At 50.9% G+C, this 25,155-nt stretch carries 17 protein-coding genes and 1 pseudogene; 10 read left to right on the top strand and 8 right to left on the bottom strand.

What is annotated here, in order from left to right; translation table 11 throughout:
• Positions 1-306: 306 nt before the first annotated feature.
• A complete protein-coding gene (locus WMO46_RS09445) occupies positions 307-4,368 on the bottom strand; it encodes a hybrid sensor histidine kinase/response regulator transcription factor (protein ID WP_349094236.1) in 4,062 nt (1,353 codons plus the stop codon).
• Positions 4,369-4,418: 50 nt separating this feature from the next.
• Positions 4,419-5,870: an aminoacyl-histidine dipeptidase gene (locus tag WMO46_RS09440; protein ID WP_349094235.1), complete on the bottom strand. Its 1,452-nt coding sequence runs from the start codon at positions 5,868-5,870 to the stop codon at positions 4,419-4,421.
• Positions 5,871-5,936: 66 nt separating this feature from the next.
• On the opposite strand from WMO46_RS09440, the gene ispF reads away from it, so the two are divergent.
• Positions 5,937-6,416 (top strand): 2-C-methyl-D-erythritol 2,4-cyclodiphosphate synthase, encoded by a 480-nt coding sequence (gene ispF, locus WMO46_RS09435; protein WP_195496528.1) that lies wholly within the window; start codon positions 5,937-5,939, stop codon positions 6,414-6,416.
• Between the two features lie 73 nt (positions 6,417-6,489).
• Here ispF and WMO46_RS09430 read toward each other — a convergent pair whose 3' ends face one another.
• From WMO46_RS09430 to WMO46_RS09415, 4 genes are all read right to left on the bottom strand, one after another.
• Complete coding sequence (locus tag WMO46_RS09430; protein WP_019150048.1) at positions 6,490-7,032, bottom strand: DUF4251 domain-containing protein; 543 nt, start codon at positions 7,030-7,032, stop codon at positions 6,490-6,492.
• A 766-nt stretch (positions 7,033-7,798) separates the two neighbouring features.
• Positions 7,799-10,615, bottom strand: coding sequence for an excinuclease ABC subunit UvrA (uvrA, locus tag WMO46_RS09425; RefSeq protein ID WP_349094234.1), 2,817 nt, complete (start codon positions 10,613-10,615; stop codon positions 7,799-7,801).
• 108 nt (positions 10,616-10,723) lie between these two features.
• Entirely contained in the window at positions 10,724-11,488 is a 765-nt protein-coding gene (locus WMO46_RS09420) for a nitrilase-related carbon-nitrogen hydrolase (protein WP_349094233.1), read from the bottom strand.
• Between the two features lie 5 nt (positions 11,489-11,493).
• On the bottom strand, positions 11,494-13,302 hold the full coding sequence (locus tag WMO46_RS09415; protein ID WP_349094232.1) for a CocE/NonD family hydrolase: 1,809 nt from the start codon (positions 13,300-13,302) through the stop codon (positions 11,494-11,496).
• Between the two features lie 170 nt (positions 13,303-13,472).
• Here WMO46_RS09415 and WMO46_RS09410 point away from each other — a divergent pair, with 170 nt between their 5' ends.
• Both WMO46_RS09410 and WMO46_RS09405 read left to right on the top strand, forming a co-directional pair.
• Positions 13,473-14,321 carry a CvfB family protein gene (locus WMO46_RS09410; protein WP_019150044.1) on the top strand — a complete coding sequence of 283 codons (849 nt, stop codon included), beginning with the start codon at positions 13,473-13,475 and terminating at the stop codon, positions 14,319-14,321.
• Positions 14,308-15,072: a class I SAM-dependent methyltransferase gene (locus WMO46_RS09405; protein WP_349094231.1), complete on the top strand. Its 765-nt coding sequence runs from the start codon at positions 14,308-14,310 to the stop codon at positions 15,070-15,072. The genes WMO46_RS09410 and WMO46_RS09405 overlap by 14 nt, the downstream gene beginning before the upstream one ends.
• A gap of 194 nt (positions 15,073-15,266) precedes the next feature.
• Here WMO46_RS09405 and WMO46_RS09400 read toward each other — a convergent pair whose 3' ends face one another.
• Positions 15,267-16,226, bottom strand: a complete 960-nt coding sequence (locus WMO46_RS09400; protein WP_349094230.1) for an HAD family hydrolase — start codon at positions 16,224-16,226, stop codon at positions 15,267-15,269.
• On the bottom strand, positions 16,223-17,299 hold the full coding sequence (locus tag WMO46_RS09395) for a ComEC/Rec2 family competence protein (RefSeq protein WP_349094229.1): 1,077 nt from the start codon (positions 17,297-17,299) through the stop codon (positions 16,223-16,225). Before WMO46_RS09395 ends, WMO46_RS09400 begins: the two co-directional genes overlap by 4 nt.
• 117 nt (positions 17,300-17,416) lie before the next feature.
• Here WMO46_RS09395 and WMO46_RS09390 point away from each other — a divergent pair, with 117 nt between their 5' ends.
• From WMO46_RS09390 to WMO46_RS09360, 7 genes and pseudogenes are all read left to right on the top strand, one after another.
• Positions 17,417-17,623, top strand: a complete 207-nt coding sequence (locus WMO46_RS09390) for a helix-turn-helix domain-containing protein (RefSeq protein WP_349094228.1) — start codon at positions 17,417-17,419, stop codon at positions 17,621-17,623.
• Between the two features lie 64 nt (positions 17,624-17,687).
• On the top strand, positions 17,688-20,081 hold the full coding sequence (hsdR, locus tag WMO46_RS09385) for an EcoAI/FtnUII family type I restriction enzme subunit R (RefSeq protein ID WP_349094279.1): 2,394 nt from the start codon (positions 17,688-17,690) through the stop codon (positions 20,079-20,081).
• Between the two features lie 11 nt (positions 20,082-20,092).
• Positions 20,093-21,598 carry a class I SAM-dependent DNA methyltransferase gene (locus WMO46_RS09380; RefSeq protein WP_349094227.1) on the top strand — a complete coding sequence of 502 codons (1,506 nt, stop codon included), beginning with the start codon at positions 20,093-20,095 and terminating at the stop codon, positions 21,596-21,598.
• 15 nt (positions 21,599-21,613) lie between these two features.
• Positions 21,614-22,630 (top strand): DNA-binding protein, encoded by a 1,017-nt coding sequence (locus WMO46_RS09375; RefSeq protein WP_349094226.1) that lies wholly within the window; start codon positions 21,614-21,616, stop codon positions 22,628-22,630.
• Positions 22,623-23,093: a Fic family protein gene (locus WMO46_RS09370; protein WP_019129799.1), complete on the top strand. Its 471-nt coding sequence runs from the start codon at positions 22,623-22,625 to the stop codon at positions 23,091-23,093. The genes WMO46_RS09375 and WMO46_RS09370 overlap by 8 nt, the downstream gene beginning before the upstream one ends.
• Positions 23,094-23,108: 15 nt before the next feature.
• Positions 23,109-24,884 carry an AIPR family protein gene (locus WMO46_RS09365; protein ID WP_349094225.1) on the top strand — a complete coding sequence of 592 codons (1,776 nt, stop codon included), beginning with the start codon at positions 23,109-23,111 and terminating at the stop codon, positions 24,882-24,884.
• A gap of 3 nt (positions 24,885-24,887) precedes the next feature.
• Positions 24,888-25,155: pseudogene (locus WMO46_RS09360) on the top strand (restriction endonuclease subunit S); the annotation flags it as partial.

The following is a 25,155-nucleotide window of genomic DNA, read 5'->3' as shown; positions in this document are numbered from 1 at the left end:
TTGGGTTAAAATTGCATCTTCAAAAGATTGTGCGGACGGCAGGAGAACCCGGTCGTCCCTGGGCGGTTTTCAGGTCATTTTCCCATAAGCATTCGGTTTTAATTCGCATTTTCGGTTAGTTTTTCCGGAGAGTCCGTTTCAGCTCCCGGCAATGCAAATATCCAGAAAATGAGTTCATAACATGGTAGCCATTTATTCAGAAATGGTTCCATTTTGTACGAATCGCACAAAATGGAACCATTCCCGGCCGAACACGGCCTCCCCCTTGTCGCGCAGGGCGGAAACGGCGCGGCCGGCCGGCAGACGTTACGCCTTTTTCTTGAATTCGGAAGGGGTCAGCTCGAAGTGGCGCTTGAAGCAGATGCTGAAATATTTCGGATTGGCGAAGCCCGTCATGATCGAAATCTCGGAGATCGTCAGGTCGGACTCCCGGAGCAGCTGGGCGGCGCGTTTCAGCCGTATGTCCATGATGAACTCCTTGATCGACATGCCCGTAATGTCGTTCAGCTTCTGGTAGAGGAGCGTCCGCCCGATGGCCATGTCCGACACGAACGACTCCACGTCGTAGTCGTTGTTGTCGATGTTCCGCTCGATGTAGTTCATCGCCTTTTTCAGCAGTTCTTCGTCCACGGAGGAGATCGTGATCTTCGAGGGTTCGGCGATGTATTTCCGGCTGTAACGCTGTTTCAGCTCGTTCTGGGTCTTGATGAGGTTGGCCACCTGCCCGAGCAGGTAATCCATGTCGAAGGGCTTGTCGATGAACACGCTGGCGCCGCACTCCAGCGCCTTGATCTTGTTGTCGGCATCTTTGCCCTGCCCCGACAGCATGATGACCGGGATATGGCTGGTCTTGATGTTCGACCGCAGGGAACGGCAGACATCGAAACCGTCGGCTTCCGGCATCATCAGGTCGGTGATGACCATCTGGGGATAGATCTTCTCCACCTTGGCAATGCCTTCCCGGCCGTCGTCCGCCGTATATACATTATAATATTCCGACAGCCGCCGTTCCAGGTAGCTTCTCAGGTCCGGATCGTCCTCGATGACCACGATGTCGTATGCCTTGCGGACACGCCGGTCGTTCCGGTCCGCGGCATCGGACTCTTTCAGCAGGTTGTCGATCTCGGAAACCGTGTAGTCGTACGACTCGGCGGCGCTGTTGGTCTTTTCGGCGCTCCGCGAGAAGGGAAGCACCACCGTGAAAGCGACCTTCGAATTTCCCGAATGCAGGGTTATGCTCCCCGCCAGGTTGCCGACCAGCTCCCGGACGATGGCGAGGCCCAGGCCGGTGCTGCTCTCGAACTCGGGACGGCGCGCGGAGAGGCGGTTGAACGATTCGAAAATAATATCCTTCTTGTCCTCGGGAATCTCCGCCCCGGTATTGGTGACCGTAAACGAAAGGTATTCGGTATCGGCGGCTGGCACCGCCCCTTTCGGCCACCGCTCCCGGGGAGCCCGGCCGATCTTCACCCCTACGTAGCCGTTTTCAGAGGTGTATTTGATCGCGTTGGAGAACAGGTTGGTGAAGATCTTCTCGATCACGTCGTGGTCGAAACTGGTGTAGAAACTCTCGTAGCGGGAACTGAAATCGGTTTCGATGCCCTTTTTGCTGGCATAGAACTCGAACAACGAAAAAATGCTGTCGATAAACCGGATCAGGTCGCCCGGCTGCCGGTTCAGGGTCATTTTCTGGCTCTCGATCTCCCGGAATTGAAGCAGCTGGCTGATCATTCGCTGGATACGCCCCACGTTCTTTTCGATCAGGCGGACATAGTCGTTGCACGGGGCGTCCCCGGGCAAATGCTGTTTCAGCTGTTTCAGCGGATCGATGACCAGCGTAAGCGGTGTTTTGAGGTCGTGGGAGATGTTCGTGAAGAAATTGATCCGGGCCTGGGTCAGTTCTTTCATGTTCTGCTCCTTGATCCGTTCCAGTTCGAGCCGCTGTTGGAAGATCTTCTTGTCGGTGAAATAGCGCCAGATAAAGCTGGCGACAGCCAGCAGGAGCATCGCGTAAACGGCATAGGCCCAGCGGGAAAGAAAGGGCGAGGGGCTCACCTCGAAGCGCAGGGAGGAAACCTCGTCGCCCCACAATCCGTCGTTATTGGCGGCCTTGACCTCGAAGACATAACTCCCGGCAGGCAGGTTGAAGAACTGCACCGCCTTCTGACCCCGCGGGAGCAGGGACCAGCGTTCGGAAAGCCCCAGCATCCGGTAGGCATACTGATTTTTCCCGGCGTCCAGGTAGCTGTTCGCCGAAAAGCAGATTTCGAGATTCGACTGCCGGTGCGACAGTTCGATGGCGCTGCCGTCGTCCCCGTCGCAGGCCATCGTGGTTATGGACCTCCGCAGGGGCGAGTCTTTGGCACCGGGCCTCACGGGTTCGCTGTTGATCAGCAGGTCGGTGAAAAAAACCTTCGGTTTCTGCTCGTTGTGCCCGATCTTTCCCGGATTGAACAGGATAAATCCGTCGGTTCCCCCGAAGAGCATCTCCCCGCGCGAAGTCTTATAGCAGGCCCGCACGTAGTAGGCCCCGCAAAGGTTCGGGCTGTCGATCTGCGACTTGCGGATCATCCGGCTCACATAGTCGTAATAATAGAGTCCGCTGTTGGTGCTGAACCAGACGTTTTTCGAAACCGTGTCTTCCAGAATGCCGAAAACCGTCTTTCCCGACAGTCCTTCGCCGGTCCGGTCCTTGAAATTCGCATACTCCCCGTCGCGGCTCAGCAGGTTGACTCCCCCGCCGCGCGTCCCGAACCAGATTTCGGAACCGGACGTGACGCAATACGAACAGAGGTTGTTCTCCGAATAGGGAGCGTCGTCGAGGTAATAATGCGCCAAAATCCGCCGCGAAGCGGCATCCACGACATACGCTCCGTTGTGCGTCACCAGCCACAGACGGCCCTGTCCGTCGTGGAAGAGCGTTTCGACGTGCGGCCGGACCTCGTTTCCGCGGTCGTCCGTCAGGTGCACGGCCCCGACGATGCCGCTCCCGGCATCTCCGTACATCAACGCAGCATCGGGATTCGTCAGCCAGATTCCCGAATCGCCCTCCTGCAAAAAATCGTAAACGCTCAGCGGCTGCGGCGAGGCCGGATAATACATGCGCAGGTCGGAAAAACGCCCCCGCCGCGCGTCGAACGACTTGATGCCGCCGTTGAAAGCCGAAATCAGCAACCTTCCGTCCCTGTCGTAGCGCAGCCGCTTGATCATGTTCGACGTAATGCCGCTGCGGCTCTCCTGCGTATAGTAGACGAAGCGGTCGTTCTTCCGGTCCCAGTAGTTCAGACCTCCGCCCTCCGTACCGATCCACAGGTTGCCCGCGTCGTCCTCCTCGAAACAGCTGACGATGGGATGGTTCAGCCCGCCCGGCGTGGCCTTGAAATAGTTCACGCCGTTGTCCGCCAGCGTCATGTAGGCCAGTTTGCCCCCGTAGGTGCCGACCCATACCCCGCCGTCGGGATCGGGAAAGATCGACCACACCGAATTGTTGGGCAGCGAATAGGGATAATGGAGGTTCGAACGCAGGAGGTGCGTACTGCCGGTCGCAGGGTCCAGGAGGAGAAGCCCCGACTGCGTGGCCACCCAGATAACGCCCGACGCATCGAGAAACAACTCCTTGGCTCCGGCGGACTTCTCGTATTCGACCGGCAGCCTGAAATACCGTGTGACACGGCCGTCCCCGTCGCATTCATACAGGCCGTCCATGAGCGTAAGGACATAGACCGACCCGCCGCACTCCACGACATCGCGGATCACGCAGCCGTCGCCGCCCACGGTCGTGAAAAACGTGTACTGTCCGGTCTCGCGGTTGAGCCGGTAGAGGTTTCCCTTCGTCGCGGCATAAACGTATTCGCGGGTGCATATCAGCGCCAAAGACGAAACCGAGCAGTCCGGAGGCCGCTCGTAACGCACCACCTCGGGCAGACGCTCCGGATCGAACGATTCGATGTCGTTGTTGCGGATCAGCCACACCGTACCGTCGCCGTTGACCATGACCGAACCGATGTTTCCGTCCAGTACGGATTCGAAACTCCGGGAGCCGTAGTCGAAGCGCAGCAGTCCGTGGTTGGTTCCGACGTACAGACCGCCGCGGCGGTCCGTAACCACCTGTCCGTAATTCCAATAGGAACTCGGCGAGAGGCCCGTGACCAAATCGTCCATCCGGACGAACGCACTGCCGTTATACATGAACAGCGCATCGTATCCGCTGAACCAGATTCGTCCTATACTGTCCTTGGCGATGCTGTGAATACCTCCGTAATAGGAGGTTTCGGGCATGGTGTGGAACCGGTAGTCATAGATGTTCAGCGCAGCGCAGAGGGGGGGGGAAATCGACGATACGACCACGCTGAAAAACGCAGTCAACAACCATCCGGTCCGTGTCGGGAAACACCCCATTGCAAAAAATGAAGCGGCGGTTACAGACTTTTCAGCGTTTCGCACAGCAGATTCCAGAACTTGGGGACCGTGGCGATCTCCAGCCGTTCGTCGGGCGAATGTACGCCGCGGAGCGTCGGGCCGAAGGAAACCATCTCCAGGTCGGGGTATTTTTCAAGGAACAGGCCGCATTCCAGTCCGGCGTGGATCGCGCGGACTTTGGGCTCGGTTCCGAACAGCCGTTCGTAGGCATCGACCGTAACCTCCAGCAGCCGCGACTGCGGATTGGGATTCCAGCCGGGATAGCCGTCGGAATGGGCCACGTCGGCGCCCGCCAGCGCGAAGACCGACTCGACCATCTGCATCACATAGGTCTTGGCGCTCTCGACCGACGACCGCTGCGACGAGGTGACGACGATGCGGTTGCCGTCGGCGAACTTCACCGACGCGAGGTTCGTGGAGGTTTCGACCAGCCCCGGAACGGCGAACGACATGGCGATGACGCCGTTGGACACGCCCACGATCGAGTAGACCAGCGCGAACTGCGTCCGCGCGTCGAGCACCTCCTCGACCTGCGGCATCTCGTTGAGCGTGATGCGGAAATCGGGTTCGCGGAATTGGAATTCGGCCTTCAGGTCGGCGGCGAACAAATTATAGCGTTTAACGAACTCGCCTTTGAGCCGCTCCGGCACGCCGAAAATGGCGTAGGCTTCGCGGGGAATGGCGTTGCGGAGGTTTCCGCCGTTGAAGTAGCTCAGTTTCAGTTCGCACGACTGCATGCCGTCCCACAGCAGGCGCGCCACGGTCTTGTTCGAGTTGACGCGGCCCTTGTCGATGTCGTCGCCCGAGTGCCCTCCCTGCAAATCCGAAACGTCAACGCGGAAGAAAGCGTAATTCTTCGGCGCAGGCTCCATCGTGTAGCGGAACGTGGCGATGGTGTCGATGCCGCCCGCACAGCCGATGAAGATCTCGCCCTCGTCCTCCGAATCGAGATTGAGGAGGTATTTGCCCGTAAGCATCCCCTCGCCCAGCTCGAACGCGCCCGTGAGGCCCGTCTCCTCATCGACGGTGAACAGCGCTTCGAGAGGCCCGTGCTCCACCGATTCGTCGAGCAGCACGGCCAGCGCAGCGGCCATGCCGATACCGCAGTCGGCACCCAGCGTCGTGCCCTCGGCCCGGACCCACCCGCCGTCGATGCGCGTGCGGATGGGATCGTTGTCGAAATCGAACTCCACGTCGGAATTCTTCTCGCAGACCATGTCCATATGCGACTGGAGGATCACCGCAGGGCGTCCTTCGAAGCCCGGCGTCGCGGGCTTGCGCATCACGACATTGCCGACGGCATCCTTTTTATACTCGATATTGTGTTTTTTGGCGAAACCGACCAGAAAGTCGATGATCTTGCCCTCCTTTTTCGAAGGACGCGGAATGCGCGTGATGGCGTCGAACTGCTCCCACACGAGGCGGGGCTCCAGCGAGGTAATTTCTGACATAGGTATTTGCGTTTTTGCAAAGTTAGGAAAAATCCGTAACTTTGGCAATATAAAATACGGAAACCGATGGATTTCAGAATAGGACACGGATACGACGTACACGCCCTGGCCGAGGGTCTGCCGCTGGTGCTCGGCGGCGTCGAGATCGCCCACACGAAGGGGTGCGTCGCCCATTCGGACGGCGACGTGGTGATCCACGCCCTGTGCGACGCCCTGCTGGGGGCTGCGGCGCTGGGCGACATCGGGATGCACTTCCCCGACACGTCGGACGAGTTCAAAGGAATCGACTCGAAGATCCTGCTGCGGAAGGTCGCGGCGCTGCTGCGCGAAAAAGGCTACGAGATCGGAAACGCGGACTGCACGATCCGCGCGCAGCGGCCCAAACTGAGGCCGCATATCGACGCCATGCGCGCCGCGATGGCCGAAGCGATGGGCGTAGACGGCGACCGGGTGTCGGTCAAAGCCACGACCACGGAACAGCTGGGCTTCGAGGGACGGGAGGAGGGCATCTCCGTCTCCGCCGTGGCGCTGATCTACAAAAAATAGGCTGCGAGAGCCCGCACGAACGACAAAGGGTGCCCGCAGGCACCCTTTTGTCAATCCGGCCGAAAACGGCGGGTCAATACAACTGCGAAATCGAACCCGAATACTGCACGGGGCTGTACCACGGATTGGTGATCGTGAGGTTGGCGCCGCCCGTACGGGAGAATATCTCGAAGGTGAAGGTGTAGGTCGAAGCCGAGAACAACGATGTCGAGAAGGTCACCATCCATCCTTCGTGGGTCTGCTCGGTGGTGTAGCCCTGCACGTCGGGCACCGTATAGTTGATGACCGTCACGTAGTAAGGCGGCACGTATCCCTTGATATAGGGCAGGCAGATGTCGATCGTGCCGTCCCAGACGCCGACGTTGAACGCGGGGTTCATGATCTGGCGCATGGGACCTGCCGGCTGACGCTGCATGGTCGAGGGATTGAACTGGAAGTTGCGCGACAGCACGAGCGAGTCCATGAACTTCTCGTAGTTGGCGATGCGTTCCGCACGGCGTTTCTCGCGCACCTCGCGGCGCTCCTCTTTGGGCGACAGGATCTTCTTCTGTCCAATCACGGTGAAGGCCGTTGCGGCAAGCAGCAGCCCCAAGACGATAATGACTGTTTTTTTCATAGCACATAAGGTTTGTTACGGCTATGAAAGCAAGAACCATACCAGAAGACAGAATCAACAGATCCGCCTGACCGCTATCAAAAGTCTATCACATACGAAGACGATCCTTTATAAACAAACGGGCCGTTATCCTTAGAGACATAAATCTGGAGAGTATAACCGCTACGCCCGCTTACGGAAATAGATGCCCTAAATCCTTTAGAAACCGGTCCAAAAGTCTGCGTCCAACTGTTATTTCTTACCGTGAAATTCTGCGGACCCTTTTCCGTCGTAACGCAGACCGATTCCAAATAATAAAATGGATGTGACGCTGCGTATTTTACATAATAGATTGCAGCCGGCCTTTCAACATCACTCCCGGTATTTTCGTCATCTTTACTGCAAGCTGATCCGAAAATTGCCAAACAAGAGATAAGTACTAATCTCCAAAAACGTTCCATCATTTTTCATGTTTTTTGTTTGATTTTTACGTTTGTCCTTCATAATGTATTGATATACGCACAAAAAAAGCGCGGACAAAACTCTCTATTTGCTTTTGAGGTCTTCGACTACCTATCTACCAAATAAACGAGTAAAGCCCACGCCATACGGCGTGAGCGTCATCGCTTTATTCCTTGGTAGATTGAAAGTGTCGAAGTTTCAAAAGCAAGAATAAAAACTAAACGCTTTTCCGAATTAAATGTACGTATCTATTGTACTATATCATAAGCGAATAAATTATACAATCACGTCTTACAAAAGTAATGTTTTTAACGATATCATCAAATTACAACCCGATCTTTTTAAGGAACTGCCCCGTGTAGCTGCGTTCGCACTGCGCGATCTCGTGCGGCGTCCCCGCGGCGATGATCTCACCGCCGGCGTCCCCGCCCTCGGGACCTATATCTATAATATGGTCGGCGACCTTCACGACATCGAGGTTGTGCTCGATGACGATCACCGTGTTGCCGCGATCGACGAGTTTGTTCAACACCTCCAGCAGCAGACGGATGTCCTCGAAATGGAGCCCCGTCGTGGGCTCGTCCAAGATGTAGAGCGTGCGCCCCGTGTCGCGCTTCGACAGCTCCGAGGAGAGTTTGATGCGCTGGCTCTCACCGCCCGACAGCGTCGTGCAGGGCTGCCCGAGCGTCAGGTAGCCGAGGCCCACCTCCTGAATCGCCTTGAGTTTCTGATGGATATTGGGAATGTTCTCGAAAAACTCCACGGCCATGTTGACCGTCATGTTCAGCACGTCGTCGATGTTTTTGCCCTTGTATCTCACCTCGAGCGTTTCGCGGTTGTAGCGGTGGCCGCCGCACGCCTTGCAGCGCACGTAAACGTCGGGCAGGAAATTCATCTCGATCGTCTGCACGCCCGCGCCCCGGCACTCCTCGCAGCGGCCGCCCTTGACGTTGAACGAGAAACGCCCTGCCTTGAAGCCGCGGATCTGGGCGTCGGGGGTCATTTCGAACAGCTTGCGGATGTCGGCGAAGACGTTCGAATAGGTCGCGGGATTCGACCGCGGGGTGCGCCCGATGGGCGACTGGTCCACGACCACCAGTTTGTCGATGCGGTCGATGCCCTCGGCCGAATCGTACTCCAGCGGCTGATCGAAGGAGCGGTAGAGCGCCTTCGAAAGGATCGGCCGCAGGGTTTCGTTGACCAGCGTCGATTTGCCCGAACCGCTGACGCCCGTCACGCAGATGAACTTGCCCAGCGGAAATTCCGCCGTGACGTTCTTGAGGTTGTTGCCCCGGGCCCCGCGGATCACGATGCTCCCGCCCGTACCCTTGCGCAGCGTTTCGGGAATCCCGATCCGCCGGCGTCCCGTGAGGTAGTCGGCGGTGATGGTGTCCGATTTCAGAATGTCATCGAAAGTTCCGGCGGCGACGATATTGCCGCCCTTGCGGCCCGCGCGGGGCCCCACATCGACGATGAAATCGGCAGCGCGCATCATGTCCTCGTCGTGCTCGACGACGATCACCGAGTTGCCCGCGTCGCGCAGCTCTTCGAGACTGCGGATCAGCCGCTGGTTGTCGCGCTGGTGCAGGCCGATCGAGGGCTCGTCGAGGATGTAGAGCACGTTGACGAGCTTCGACCCGATCTGCGTGGCGAGGCGGATGCGCTGGCTCTCGCCGCCCGACAGCGAACGCGACGAACGCGCCAGCGACAAGTAGCCCAGCCCCACGTCCATCAGGAAGCGCAGGCGCTCGCGGATCTCCTTGACGATCTCCTGGGCGATCTTCCACTCCTTTTCCGTCATCTGTTCGCGGATCGTGGGCACCCACTCCGAAAACTCCGCGATGGACATGGCCGAGACCTCGGCGATATTCTTGCCGGCGACGCGGAACTGCAAAGCCTCCTTTTTGAGGCGCGTGCCGTTGCAGACCGAACATTTGCGGTAGACGAGGAACTGGTCGCGCCACTTCTGGCCGCGTTTCGAATCGTCGTCCTCGGTGCGGCCGATATACTCGGCGACACCCTCCCACGAAAGGAACTGCCGTCCGCCCGGGGAGCTGAACTCCGAAAGATCGACCGTCAGCGGTTCGGAATCGCCGTACAGCACAGCGTTCAACGCCTCCTCGGAAAAGCTCTCGACGGGGTCGTCCAGCGTGAAATCGTAGCGGCGGCCCAGCATCTCGAGGATGGCGAAGAGCATGTTGTTGCGGTACTTGCCCAGCGGCTCGACGGCCCCGTCGCGCAACGAAAGCCGGGTGTCGGGGATGATCTTCCCGATGTCGAACACCGCCTCCTCGCCCAGTCCGTTGCAATGAGGGCAGGCGCCCTTCGGGGAGTTGAACGAAAAGGTGTGGGGCGCAGGGTCCTCGAAAGCCATGCCCGTCGAGGGGCACATCAGGTGGCGCGAATAGAAGCGCTGCTGTTCGGTGCCGTAGTCGTAGACGGCCATCGTTCCCTTGCCCTGCCGCATCGACTCCTTCAGCGAGGTCATCAGCCGCTCGCGGGATTCGTCGTTCACTAACAGACGGTCCACCACCAGGTCGATGGTGTGTATCTTGTAACGGTCGAGACGCATCCCGGAGGATATTTCGCGGATCTCGCCGTCGATGCGGGCGTAGATGTAGCCCTTCTTGGCCAGCGATTCAAACAGTTCGCGGTAGTGGCCCTTGCGGCCCTTCACCACGGGGGCCATCAGGGCGATCTTGCGCCCGGCGAAACCCGTGAGGATCAGATCGGCGATCTGGTCGTCGGAATAGTGGACCATCTCCTCGCCCGTGACGGGCGAATAGGCCCGCGACGCCCGCGCATAGAGGAGGCGCAGGAAGTCGTTGATCTCGGTGACGGTGCCTACCGTCGAACGGGGATTCTTGTTGGTGGTCTTCTGCTCGATGGCCACCACGGGGCTCAGTCCCGTGATCTTGTCCACGTCGGGACGCTCCATCGTCCCCACGAACTGCCGGGCATAGGTCGAGAGCGTCTCCATATAGCGGCGCTGTCCCTCGGCATAGATCGTGTCGAAGGCCAGCGACGATTTGCCCGAACCCGAAAGCCCGGTGATGACCACCAGTTTGCGGCGCGGGATTTCGAGGTCCACGTTCCGGAGGTTGTGGACCCGGGCGCCGAGTATTTTGATCGTATCTTCCATTGTCCTCAGAAAACGTACCGGAGGCCCCTTTTATTGAGTGCACAGGGAATCCGGCGCGAAAAGTGCGTAAAGATACGACATTTGCGCCTGAAAAACAAGCCATGCGAATCACATTCGAATCCGGAAATCGTCCGCGTCGCGCCAAGTGGGGAATTCGGTACGGAAAGCCGCCAGCGCATCGGCGTCGAACGCCGCGGAGAGCGTCTGCTCACGGTCGCCGGCCTCGGCCAGCGTGCGGCCTTTGAAATCGACGAGGAGCGAATCCCCGGCGTAATGCCCCGAGGGGTCGTCCCCCACCCGATTCACCCCCGCGACGTAGCATTGGTTCTCGACAGCCCGGGCGTGCAGCAGCGTCCGCCACGCCTCGCGGCGCGACGCGGGCCACGAAGCACAGCACAGGATGGCGTCGTAATCCCCGCGGCAGCGGCTCCAAACCGGGAACCGCAGGTCGTAGCAGACGAGCAGCAGAAACCGGAAACCCCGGTATTCGACCACCACGCGGTCGCTGCCGGGCGTGTAGTTCCGGGCTTCGCCGCCGGGCGCGAACAGATGGCGTTTGTCATAGCGGGCGCACCCGCCGTCGGGCGTCACGAAATACATCCGGTTGAAGAAGCGGCCTCCTTCGGCGACAGCGACGCTGCCCGCGACGGCCTTGCCGTACTGCACGGCCCAGCGGCGCAAGGCTGTGACGACCTCCCCGCCGGGGACTTCGGCGACCGGGGCGGGATCGAGCGTGAAGCCTGTGGCGAACAGCTCGGGCAGCACCACCACGTCGGCATCGGCACCGGCCACCAGCGGCTCCAGCCAGGCGAGGTTCCGCGCAGGCTGTTCCCACGCGATGTCGGTCTGACAGAGAGCGATACGCAACTGCATCGGAATCAGAGTTTGTGGACGGAGATGAACGAAGCACGGTCGCGCTGGTGGAAGAGCGTCACCCGACAGGGCACGAAATCCGACGCCGCACAGCTCCACAAATCCACGAATTGCTGGGGACTGCGCTCCATGAGCGGAAACCACGAACTCTGCACCTGCACCATGATGCGGTGTCCGGCACGGAACGTATGGGCGATGTCCGGCATGCGCAGCCGCACGCACTCGGGTTTGCCCGGCGAAAAGGCTTTCGGGCGTGCGAATCCGTCGCGGTAGCGTCCCCGCACGGCATCGCCCCGCACGAGCATCTGCATCCCGGCCTCGCCGCCGTCGTCGGGGAAGCAGTCGATCAGCTTCACGACGAAATCGGCGTCCGAGGTCGATAACGCCGCTTCGAGCGTCGCCTCGACGGGTCCCACGAGGGTCATATCCTCCGCAAGAGGTTCGGTTACGAAGGTCAGCACGTCCTTGCGGCCCGCGAGGAACCGCTGGTCGGCGACCATATACTCTTTGGGCCGCCCGAGACCCGGAGTTTCGAGGTACGGCACGGGATCGGCCGGATCGGACAGATAGCTCGTCGAAGAGTTCCTGGCCGCGGGTTTCTCCGTCGTGAGGCGGCCTCCGTCGGCCAGGTAGAAGGTCATCCGGCGGGCCCCGGCGGGCGTCCAGCGACCGAACGCATGCCAGCGGTCGTCGCCCGAGGAGAAGACCGCCACGGGCGGCAGCCGATCGACCGTATCGCGGGCCCAAAGGTGGCAGTCGAAGAACGGCGCCTCGAAATGCTCCATGTAATAGCGTCCGGAAGCCTCCTCGCCGAAGTCGAAGTCCCCGAGCCTGCGGCCGTCGCCGCGCCATGCCCCGTGGGACCACGGCCCCACGACCAGATGCACCGGAGTCTGCGCGCTCTGCCGCACCACGGCCCGGTAGAGATTCCACGCCCCGTAGCAATCCTCGGCGTCGTAGGTGCCGCCCACGACGAGCATCGCCGGGCGGATGTTGTAGCACGCCCGGCGCGTGTCGCGGGCCCGCCACCACTCGTCGTAGTCGGGGTGTCCGGACATCTCCTCCCAAAAGGCGTTGGGAGCCAGCAGCGTCGTCAGGTCGGCCCGCGTCGGGTGTTCCAGAAAGAACGTGCGGTCATCGGGCGAAAAGGTCAGTTCGCGCCGGGGCATCCGGTCCGTCGGCGTGTGTCCCGAAGAGGTGTTCATCGAATTGAGGAACCGCACGGCGTCGCTCAGCATCAGAATGCCGTTGTGGTGCACGTCGTCACCCATGTACCAGTCGGTCACGGGAGCCTGCGGAGAGACGGCCTTCACCGCAGGGTGTCCGCTCAGGGCCCCCATCAGGGCGTAGAAGCCCGGATAGGAGCTGCCCGCGAACCCGACGCGGCCGTTGTTGCCGGAGATGTGTTTCACGAGCCACTCCACCGTGTCGTAGCTGTCCGTGGCCTCGTCCACGTCACCGAATCCCACCGGACGGACGTGCATGAACTCGCCCTCACTCATGTAACGCCCCCGCACGTCCTGCTGGACGATGATATAGCCGCGATCGACATAGCTCCGCAGGTAGCCTTTTTCGAGCCCGGCGGGGAATGCGTCCGCGCCGTAGGGCCCTGTGCCGTAAGGCGTGCGGAAAATGATGATCGGGGCGCGCCCCGGGGCCTTGGGGGTATAGACCGAGGTGTGGAGGCGCACGCTGTCGCGCATGGCGATACGGTATTCGGCCTTGTCGTAGAGCGTGCTGACAGGCTGAGCCCATGCGGCAGCGGCAGCCAGCAGTCCGCCCCAGAGCAGCGGCAGGAATCGGCGGAAATTCATGGCGGGATCGTTTTCTGTTTCCGGTAAAGATAGCCTTTTTCCGGTCAAAACGCAAAAAGAGAGGCCCAAGCCGCGACAAAAGCGCGATTTCTTCCGACCGGCAGGACTGCAATGTTTGGATTCGGGCGAAAATAAACGTACTTTTGCACCGTATCTCTCAACAAACGACAATGCTCAGAGCAGGACGCACACAAACCCTCACCGTAAGCCGCATATCGGAATACGGACTATACCTCGCGGACGAGGAACAGAACGAAGTTCTGCTGCCCAACCGCTACACCTCGCTGACAGACAAGGTCGGCGACCGGAAAGAGGTGTTCCTCTACCACGACTCCGAAGACCGGCTGGTGGCCACGACCGAAACGCCGCTGCTGCGCGCCGGAGAGGCGGGCTTCCTGCGCGTGGTGGACAAGACGGCCCACGGAGCTTTCCTCGACTGGGGACTCCACGGCAAGGACCTCTTCCTCCCGAACCGCAACCAGCAGGGCGGCATCCTGGCCGGGCACAGCTATGTCGTCTACCTCTACGAAGACAGCATCACGGGCCGCTGCGTGGCCACGACCAAACTCAAGGGCTTCATCAACAACGATCTGATCTCGGTGAAACCCCGCGAGGAAGTTTCGCTGCTCGTCGCCTCGGAAAGCGAGATCGGCTACCGCGTGATCGTCAACAACCGCCACTGGGGCATGATCTACCGCAACCAGATCTTCCGTCCGGTGGCCGTCGGCGACCGCCTGACGGGCTACGTCCGCCGCATCACCGAGGACAACCGCATCGACGTAAGCCTCCAGCAGGCCGGATTCGCGCAGGTGAAGGACTCGGCGCAAACGCTGCTCCGGCTGGTCCGCGACAACGGCGGATTTCTCCCCCTGAACGACGACAGCGCCCCGGAGGAGGTGGTGCGGCTGACGCAGATGAGCAAGAAGGTCTTCAAGCGTTCGCTGGGAATGCTCCTGAAGCGCGGCGAAGTCGAGGTCGATGAAAAGGGAATAAAGAGCAAGACCCATGACGAAGATTAACACCGCAGAGCGCGTGTCGGCGGAGGCTTCCGACAATTTCGTATTCCAACGCTCGCTGCTGGCCTACCACGCCGCAGCGGAACGCATCGCGGGCGACGTGCTCGAAATCGGCACGGGAAGCGGCTACGGCATCGAAGTCGTGGCACCGCGCGCCCGGCGGTTCGTCACCGTGGACAAGCACGTCCCGGCGCCGGAACTGCTGCAACTGCCCAATGTCGAATTCCGGCAGGCCGAAGTGCCGCCGCTGGATTTTCCCGACGGAAGTTTCGACTGCGTGATTTCGTTCCAGGTGATCGAACATATCCGGCGCGACGGCGATTTCGTGCGCGAGATCGCCCGGGTGCTGCGTCCGGGCGGACGTTTCATCGTGACGACCCCCAACGCGCCGATGTCGCTGACACGCAATCCGTGGCACATGCGCGAATACACGGCCGAAGAACTCCGGAGGCTCCTCGCCGGGAGTTTTTCCACGGTCGAGACCCTCGGGGTGTTCGGAAATGAAAAAGTGATGGATTATTACGAAGAGAACCGCCGCAGCGTCCGCCGCATCACGCGGTTCGACGTTCTGGACCTCCAGCACCGCCTGCCGCGCCGCCTGCTGCAACTGCCCTACGACCTGCTGAACCGGTTCAACCGCCGCAAGCTCCTCCGTCAGAACACCGACCTGACGACCTCGATCCGGATGGACGACTACCGTATCGGTCCGGTCGGGGCGGATTGTTTCGACCTGTTCTACGTCGCCACGAAATAGCGGACAGCACAAGCCTGTCAATAAAAAATGCGGAGCCCGAACTCCGCATTTTCATTAGTATTCCTCCTCGTTGAAGAGATCTTTATATATTGATTATCAATATATTACGTAAAATCAATAAATTTTGCACAAACAAACCGCACCGTCTGAGACGGTCTGAGGCGATAGGAGGAATGGGTGGACAAACAAATCAATTACTTATAATTTCTGGCACATATTAACCATCCCAATCCTATAATGATAAACAATGTTATTAAACCAGTGACAATACATGCCAAAATTTTACAATTATTTATTAGCATATATGCAGATGTACATGTAAAAGCGACTAAGCATACAGACAGTAAATATACACTAATAAATTGAGTACTTGTCAAATCAAAAAGTTTTGGATACTTGTAATCTGTCCACATTCTACTTTGATTTGTGAATCCTAAAGGAGACATCTTTAAGCAATGATTTCGATGTTCATTAATATAATTCGACATCTTACAGAAATACCCTCTATTACGCAATAAGGCAAAAATACACAATAAGGCAAATAATCCAGACACTATAAGTAATAAAACAATAATTGACAGCTCTATTCCGAAGAAATTGAACACTTTGAAATTTGCGTTTGCTTTTTCATATATATACCAACATGCTCCAATGACAACTAAAATTTGACTAAAACAAAATTTTGTTATATCCCAATGAAACTTGTCATAATGCCGAAGCATTTCCATTGCTTGCTCGTAATCGGCAAGAAGAAAATCTTTTTGGTATTCACAATCTGGTGTATTCATTGTCGTCATCTTTAATTGCCAAGGTGTAAATTTTGTGATTTCCATATATGCTTGATGCCAGTCCCCATTAAAAGTAATAGCCCTATCATCTAAATACACATCTGCAAGAGGTTTAGCTCCAATCGCATTGATTGGCTGATATGGATTATGATTAATTGAATCAAAATAAATATGATTTGATTTTAAGAATTTTTCAATAAGGATGTTATCAGATCTTGTCGAATATATTATAATATACCAATTATCATCGTGTAACTTTCTAATCATTTCTACAGCACCCGGTATAATATCTCCAAAGTGTGTGGCGTCAATCCATTCTGTATAACTACAAATTGTGCCATCTATATCAATACATATTGTTTTCATTTTGTTTCCATTCTCGAATAATTATCTTTGGGATATACAGTTATATAGCCTTCTCTAGTAGGCGCATTTCGACCATAATGTAAAATAGATCCCTGCGTTGCATATACCTTGAAGCCTTTCTGATTTAACATATTCACTAAACGTTTTGAAGGATGATGTCCCTCATCATTTTTAACACAAGAGATATAGCACGATGAGCCACTAGCTCCTAATTTATCCATAATTTCAGGAGTGATATTTTTTCTACTACCATGATGTGGCATTTTTATTATTCCAACCTTGGATAAATCTAATCCATTAGCATTGGCATACTCTATTGCTTCTTTAAGTCCCTTTTTTCCAGCATCGCCTGTTAGCAAAATTTGATCACCTTCATATTCAAACAATATAACAAAACTAGATTCGTTGATTTCAGAAGTTTGCTCATCATAGTACCAATTTATCCTATCTCCTTCTGAATAATTTTCCTCGTTAGTAATCTTGGAAAATGATATTCCTTTTTTTACAGTTGATTCAAAAATGGAAGTTGGGGTCTTCTCGCATTTAGCAATACAAGTTTTATACAAATTAGTTGATGGAGCTAATATATGTAATTTAGCCCCGCAACATGTATAAGTTGTAGGGGCAGGAGATAATTTTGTAGCATTTCGTGTTGCTTGATCTAACTCATAAGCCTTTTCAAAAGCATCTGCAAGTCGTTCTTTTAATGAATGTTTTGTAATTCTACCATCTTGGAACCATGTAACACCAATCTCTTCCCAAGGCCTATGCATCAAAATATTATTAATTTGTATATCTGGATCTTTAGCCAATTCTACAAGTCCACTGACATGATCTGTATCAGGATGCAACAGTATCATTAAATCTATCTGAAGACGTCCCGAGTCATTAATGCAGTTATAATATTTTTGTAATTGAGACTTAATATTTTCTGCTGTGCATTTATATCCGCCATCAATTACGATTACACATTGCGATGATTTTCCCCTATTTAAATCACCACAACGTAAAAGAATAGCATCTCCACTTTTTTCACCGTTTCCAACAGGAAGCAAATCTAATTCATATCCCATATTGTTTAACATTTATGTTACTGACATTACAATTACTTACATCATACAAATATAATAAAATATACTCATTTATCGAATATTATTCCCTATATTTGCACTATTCAATCAAGGCATAATATGAAATTAAACAGGATAAAAGCCGTCTTGGCAGAGAAGGGTATTTCTCAAACATGGTTGGCAAAAAAACTGGATAAGAGTTTCAGTATGGTCAATTCCTATGCTTGCAATAGAATCCAGCCCAACTTGGAGACTCTTCAGCAAATTGCAGAAATTCTTCAGGTTGACCTGAAAGATTTAATAACGGACAAGAATGAACGCCAATGATGTTTAGCCGATAGGGGCTATTTATTTTGGTCTGTAACTTCCGATAATAAAATATTATATGAACATGGGCATTAGTCATGAATTATCAGAGGAAGATATAAAGTTCCGCTACATCAACGATGCCATCACAAGCAAGGGATGGACAAAAGATAGTATTTTCATGGAACAACAAGTGAAATTTACCGATGGTAAAATCAGCTTGCATGGCAATATTGTGCATCGTGAGAAACCAAAGTTTGCTGACTATGTGCTTTATGTGAATAAAGCTACACCAATTGCTATTATTGAAGCAAAAGATACCAAGCACACTGTTTCCTATGGTTTACAACAGGCAATGGAATACGCAAAAATGCTTGATGTCAAATTTGCGTTCAGCTCTAATGGAGAAGGTTTTGCCGAGCATGATTTTCTAACCGGACAGGAACGATTTTTCGCTATGGATGAATTTCCAACCCGCGAAGAATTGATTGAGCGGTATAAAAAAGAGATAAACGAAGGAAACGGGCTTAATGAACAGGAGGAAGCTGTCATTAACCAGTCATTGTGTAGTGGACAAAATATTTTCCCTCCAAGATATTATCAACTAAATGCTATAAATCGTACTATCAACGCCATTGCAAAAGGGCAAAACCGTATTTTACTTGTGATGGCTACCGGTACAGGTAAGACATACACTGCGTTTCAACTAGTTTGGCGACTACTTAAAAGCGGACTGAAGAAAAAAGTTCTTTATCTTGCCGACCGCAATATATTGGTAGATCAATCCATTGAACAAGATTTCAAGCCTTTGGAAAAAGTAATCCATAAAATAGATTATTCCAAAGACAAGGACAAATTGAAGGAATTGCTTTCTCATCAAGTGTATTTTGCGCTTTACCAGCAACTTATTGGACAAAATGATGCAAAAAACTATCAGGAGCTTTTCCCGAATCCTGATTATTTTGATCTCGTAATCATTGATGAGTGTCATAGAGGAAGTGCCAAAGATGACAGTAACTGGCGCATTATACTGGATTATTTTTCCTCTGCAACACACATCGGCATGACTGCAACGCCAAAAGAAACACGTTATCAATCAAGCATAGGATATTTTGGCGAGCCTGTTTATACATATAGTTTGAAGAACGGGATAGAAGATGGCTTCCTTGCTCCGTTTAAAGTCATAAATATTACAACAAACATCGGAGATGAGTGGCGACCAATCAAAGGCCAAAAGGATATTTACGGCAATGAAATCGAAGACAGGATATACAACAACAGTGACTACGACTATAACATCGTGATTGAAGATCGCCATCGGGAGGTAGCGCAAGAAATAACCAACTATCTCAAAAGCACAGACCGTATGGCAAAAACCATTGTATTTTGTGCTGATGAAGCGCATGCGGAGAGAATGCGAATCGCACTGGTCAATGCCAATGCAGACATGTGCAAAAAGAATCCCGACTATGTAGTCCGCATTACCGGCAGCGATGAATATGGCAAAGGGAAACTGGATTATTTTATTTCTGTTGCATCAAAATATCCGGTAATAGCTACGACCAGTAAATTACTATCAACTGGTGTTGACTGCAAAATGGTCAAACTCATAGTCCTCGACCAACAGATCGGCTCAATGACAGAGTTCAAGCAGATTATAGGACGAGGCACCCGCATTCGTGAAAAAGAAGGCAAAACACATTTTGTAGTAATGGACTTTCGCAATGTGACACGCCTTTTTGCTGATCCGGATTGGGATGGTCCGATAGAGATTGATCCGGACTATCCTCCGAAGCCATGTCCTGTTTGCGGCAAAAATCCTTGTGTCTGTCCAAAACCTACTCCACCTTCGGCATGTCCCGTCTGTGGCAAAAATCCTTGTGAGTGCCCGACACCGGTGCCACGACCAAAACCTATTGTGGATAAAAATGGTTGTGAAGTAAAAGTTATCAATAAGGTAGTTTCCGTTTATGATACAAACGGAAAACTGCTTCGCACAGAAAGCATCACAGATTATACAAAGAAGAATATTATCGATACATATGCGACAATAGAAACCTTTACGACTAAGTGGAATACCCTAAAAAGGAAAAGCGAGATAGCGGAAATGCTTAAAGAAGCCGGTATTGACCTTGTTGCTCTTAAGCATGACCGGAATATGGATGATGTGGATGACTTTGACTTTATATGTCATATTGCATACGGAAAGAAGACCTTGACAAGGCGAGAACGAGCAGAGCAAGTAAAGAAACGAGATGTCTTTAGTAAATATGGAGAGCAAGCCAGACTCGTTCTTGAAGCCCTGCTTGACAAATATATGGACGAGGGTATTTCTGAACTGGAGAATCTTTCGGTTTTGAAAAACGACCCGTTCAGAAGATTTGGCTCCCCGGCAAACATAGCCAGACTGTTTGGCGGCAAGCAAGGTTACCTTAATGCCGTAAACAATCTGACTCAACTGATATATAATGTAGCATAAAAAAGTAAAATATGAGTTTGTCAAATTTCGTAAAACGGATACGTAATATAATGCGCAATGATGCCGGTATCAATGGTGACGCACAGCGCATAGAGCAGATGGCATGGATGCTCTTTCTTAAAGTTTATGACGAGAAAGAGAATGACTGGGAAATGGAGGATGATTATATATCTATTATTCCCGAAGAATGCCGTTGGCGCAATTGGGCTCATGATGATGGAAGCGGGCATGCCCTGACGGGAGATGACCTGCTGTCATTTGTCAACAATGTGGTATTTGATAAACTCAAGAAGATAGAGATTGCTCCCAACACACCTATCCGGCAAGCAATTGTAAGAACTGTTTTTGAGGATGCCAACCAATATATGAAAGACGGAGTACAACTCCGACAGGTTCTGAATGTAATTGATGATCTCAATCTTGCCGACTATGAAGAAAGTCACGCTTTCGGTGAAATTTATGAAAACATACTCAAGGAAATGCAGTCCGCCGGATCTTCCGGCGAGTTTTATACGCCGAGAGCTTTAACTGAATTTATGGCGGAAATAATCAAACCACAGATTGGGGAGAAAATGGCAGATTTTGCTTGTGGAACCGGTGGCTTTATTACCAGTTGGCTTGGAGAACTTGACAAGCGCGTGGTTACTGCTGAAGACAGGGAGAAGTTTAATCAATCCGTATTTGGTATAGAAAAGAAACAATTCCCTTATATGCTGTGTGTAACAAATCTCTTACTCCACGGCATTGATAAGCCATTGGTATTTCATGACAATTCACTGACTAAAGATGTTCTCAACTATACAGAGGATAATAAATTTGACGTAGTACTCATGAATCCCCCATACGGCGGCAATGAGAAATCTGATGTCAAGTCGCATTTCCCATCTGACATGCGAAGCAGCGAGACTGCTGACCTGTTCATGGTACTTATTATGTACCGGTTGAAGAAGAACGGTCGTGCTGCGGTCATTGTCCCAGATGGATTCCTGTTTGGGGCAGATAATACCAAGATTGCTATCAAGACAAAATTGCTGCGAGACTTCAATCTGCATACTATTATCCGATTGCCGGGTAGTATTTTCGCACCATATACCCCTATTGCAACCAACATTCTGTTCTTCAATAACGAAAAGGCAGAAGATTCACCTGTAGATTACTCTACTAAGGAGACATGGTTTTATCGTTTGGATATGCCGGATGGATATAAACATTTTTCCAAAACAAAACCGATGCGTCCTGAGCATTGTAATTCTATTAAAGAATGGTGGAATGACCGTAAGGAAATCATTATTGAGGAAGGAAACGAGAAAGCACGTTGCTATTCAGTCAAAGATCTGATTGACTCTGATTGCAATTTCGACTTATGCAAGTTCCCAAAAGAAGATGAAGAAATTTTGCCTCCAGCCGAACTACTTGCTGATTATTACAAGAAACGGGCAGCTCTTGACCATGAAATAGATAAGACATTGGCCGAGATTCAAAAGATTCTCGGCATAGATATAAAATCGTGTAACTGATAATTGTGAAGTGATATGAAAGATTTGACAATCTCAAACATAGAAAGACAGAATGTACTTAACAATCGTTTCGCGGTCAGTAAGGTACAGGAGCATCTTGATATAGAAGGAATGCTCTTTGATGGAGAATACCGCTTTACAAAAAAAATGGTTGCTGACTTCTATCAAGTTGATACGTCTACAATAGATCGTTATTTGCAATCAAATTCTGATGAGCTGAAGCATAATGGATATATTTTATGTAAAGGTAAACAGCTGAAAGAGTTTAAGTTGGAATTTGCTCACCTTATTAATGAGGCGAGCAAAACAACGCAGCTCGGATTATTTAATTTCCGCTCTTTCTTAAATATAGGTATGCTGCTTACAGAGAGTGAGAAAGCTAAAAAAGTCCGTAGTCTTATCTTGGATTTTGTGATTACGACCATTAATGAAAAGACAGGTGGAGGAACAAAATATATTAATCGTAGAGATGTGAATTATCTTCCTGCCGCAATCACAGAGGAAAACTATCGTAAAAATCTCACTTCTGCCATCAATCAATATGTGGACGGACATCCCACATACAAATATTCTCAAATTACAGATGCCATATACAAGGCTGTATTCAAGGAGAATGCCAAGGAGTACCGGGAAGTATTGAAATTAGACACAAAGGATAATGTTAGGCATACGCTGTATTCAGAGGTGTTATTGGTAATTTCTTCATTTGAAAACGGTATAGGGGCAGCTATCAATGAACGATTCAAGGAAAATGGTGGTAGGAAACTTACTATTGACGAAGTGGAGCGTATTGTAAATGATCTTGCAGAACATCCCATGCAGAAACCTTATCTGAATGATGCCAGAACAAAAATGGCTTCAAGGGATTTCAGTTTCCGGGATGCGTATCATGGTAACATTGCAGACTACCTGCAAGCTGTTACTCCTGAGGAGTTTGAACGGTTTATAGGTGACCAGTCTATTGATTTTGACCGTATTTTAGCGGACAATAAAGATGTACTGAAACGCTTAAAACAGGCAGAGGATGAGTAAGGAAATTATTTACATAGATTACGATGAAGTCTTAAATATCTATGGCAAAATGATTGATGCCAGTAATGGGGGCTTTGAGGGGGTGCGTGATGAAGGCGGTATTCGTGCTGCATTGGATTTTGTGCAAAACGATTTATACTATCCTACTTTTGCCGACAAATTAACCTATCTGATGTATAGATTCTGTTCCGGGCACTTCTTCAATGATGGGAATAAACGTATTGCGCTGACTTTGGGTGCATACTTCTTACACAAAAACAATTACTATTGGCACGCTTGTATCTGTATGCGAACATTGGAATCTATTATTTATCACGTGGCAGCATCGAACATCGACCAAGATTTGCTGCTACGCATCGTCAATAGCTTTTTGACAAGTAAAGATTATGACGAAGAACTGAAAATAGATATTGCCAATGCTATGAGCAAAGGAGAGTTAGGAATACAAGGCGAAGATTACTAATAATTTGATTATATTATGGCTAATATACTTGAAATAATAAAAAACGAAATTGCACAAGACTATTATAAAAACAATTTTCCTAATGATGGTCAACGTTTTGTTGCGTGGTATATGCGTAACATACATCTTTTAGATCAAAGGCAAGCTAAAGATGCGATTACAGATGGAGCAAATGACAAGCAAATAGATGCTGTATATATTGATGAAGACGAGCAAAAAATATATATCGTGCAAGGGAAATACTATCTAGGTGAATCTATTGATGCAACACCTGTGAGAGAAGTTATATCTGCTTGGAGCCAGTTTAGCAACTTAGCCCAATTACAGGAAAATGCTAATCCTAAATTAAAAACCAAAATATCAGAAATAGCAACAGCATTAGAAGATGACTCTTACTGTGTATGTTTTGAATTAATAACAACCTCTATCTTTACGGATTCGGCTATGGATGATATACATTCATTCCAAACCAAATTATCAGAGGAAGATGATGCTGAATTGAATTATAGTACCCAATTCTCCGTGGTTGATAAACAAGGCTTAGAAGATGCTTATAGCTGTGTTATTGAACAAACGAATCCAACTTTAAACCATACTATCAAGCTTGAAGCTGGTAAATATATGACGACAGAATTAGGGGGGGGGACAAGCGTAATAGTTGCAGCCATGCCTTTAAAAGAATGTATAAAACTCCCTGGTATAAAAGATGGATCGTTGTTCCAGAAAAATGTTCGACAAAGTTTAGGTATTAACAATACTGTAAATAAAAAGATCAAGAAAACCATAAACGATCCGAATAAATGTGGTGACTTCTTCTTCTTTCATAATGGAATAACAGCCATTTGTAACAAAATTGAAGAATGTGGCAATGGCGAGTTTAAACTTTATGGATTGAATGTTGTAAATGGATGTCAATCATTGAATACTATTTTAAGTTGTAGTGAAAATGTGCGAAAGCGTAATGATGCTTATGTCCTATTCAGATTCTATGAAATTCCTCAAAGAGATAGAGCAGATTCTATTAGCATTAACACAAACACACAAAGTGCAGTAAAGGCAAGAGATTTACGTAGTAACAGTAAGCAGGTATTGAAACTCAAAAAGGCATATGAAGCAAAATATTCTAATGGATTCTTTGCGACCAAAAGAGGTGAAACCATACCAGCAGACAAGGACAAGCAGTACTGTATAGAATTGTCATATCTAGGTAAGAATCTTACAGCTTGGTACATGCAAAGACCGAATTTATCTTATGGTGAAACTAAGATTTTTGACAAGTATTTCAATACATTGTTCAAGAACGATTATTTGCCAGAAGATGCTTATGCACTGTCGTTTTGGATGAGAAAAATAATGGATTCTTGGACTCAGGAGAACCCATTAGGATTGGAAGAGGAACTGCTAACCATGAAGGCTTATGCTCCATATCATCTTCTTTTTGCCATATCAATGGTTTTTGCAAAGTGTAACAATCAAACAAATGTACCATCACCAAGTGAGTGCTTAAAAGTTGCCTCTGAAAACAATCTTGTTGATAGCATAATTAATATTGCTGCAAACTGTTTAAACAGTGCTATTTCAGCAGAAAAAAACAATTGCGAACAGAACAACAAAAGTTTTATTCCCCAGAATTGGGTAAAAAACAAGAGTTGCAATGCCGGCATTATGTCTGCTATTCAAAATTATTTTTCTTTTCTCCCAACAATGAATAAGGAGATGGATTCAAAACTTAAAAATGGAGTAAAGATAGACTCCAAGTATTTCTCATATAGAGTACAAGCCGAAGATTAATAAATGAACGGAAAGCAATTAAAAAACAGCATACTTCAATGGGCGATACAGGGAAAACTTGTACCGCAAGATCCGAATGACGAACCTGCATCAGTACTTCTTGAACGGATTAGGGAGGAAAAGGCTCGGTTGGTCAAAGAGAAGAAAATCAAAAAAGACAAGAACGAATCTATCATCTATCGTGGTGAGGACAATTCCTATTATGAGAAGTTTCTCGCCACAGGGGAGGAGAAGTGCATTGACGAGGAGATTCCGTTTGCAATTCCAAGTA

This window comes from Alistipes intestinihominis (assembly GCF_040095975.1).
Taxonomy (GTDB): Bacteria; Bacteroidota; Bacteroidia; order Bacteroidales; family Rikenellaceae; genus Alistipes; species Alistipes senegalensis.
This window is presented reverse-complemented; position numbering and strand designations above follow the sequence as displayed.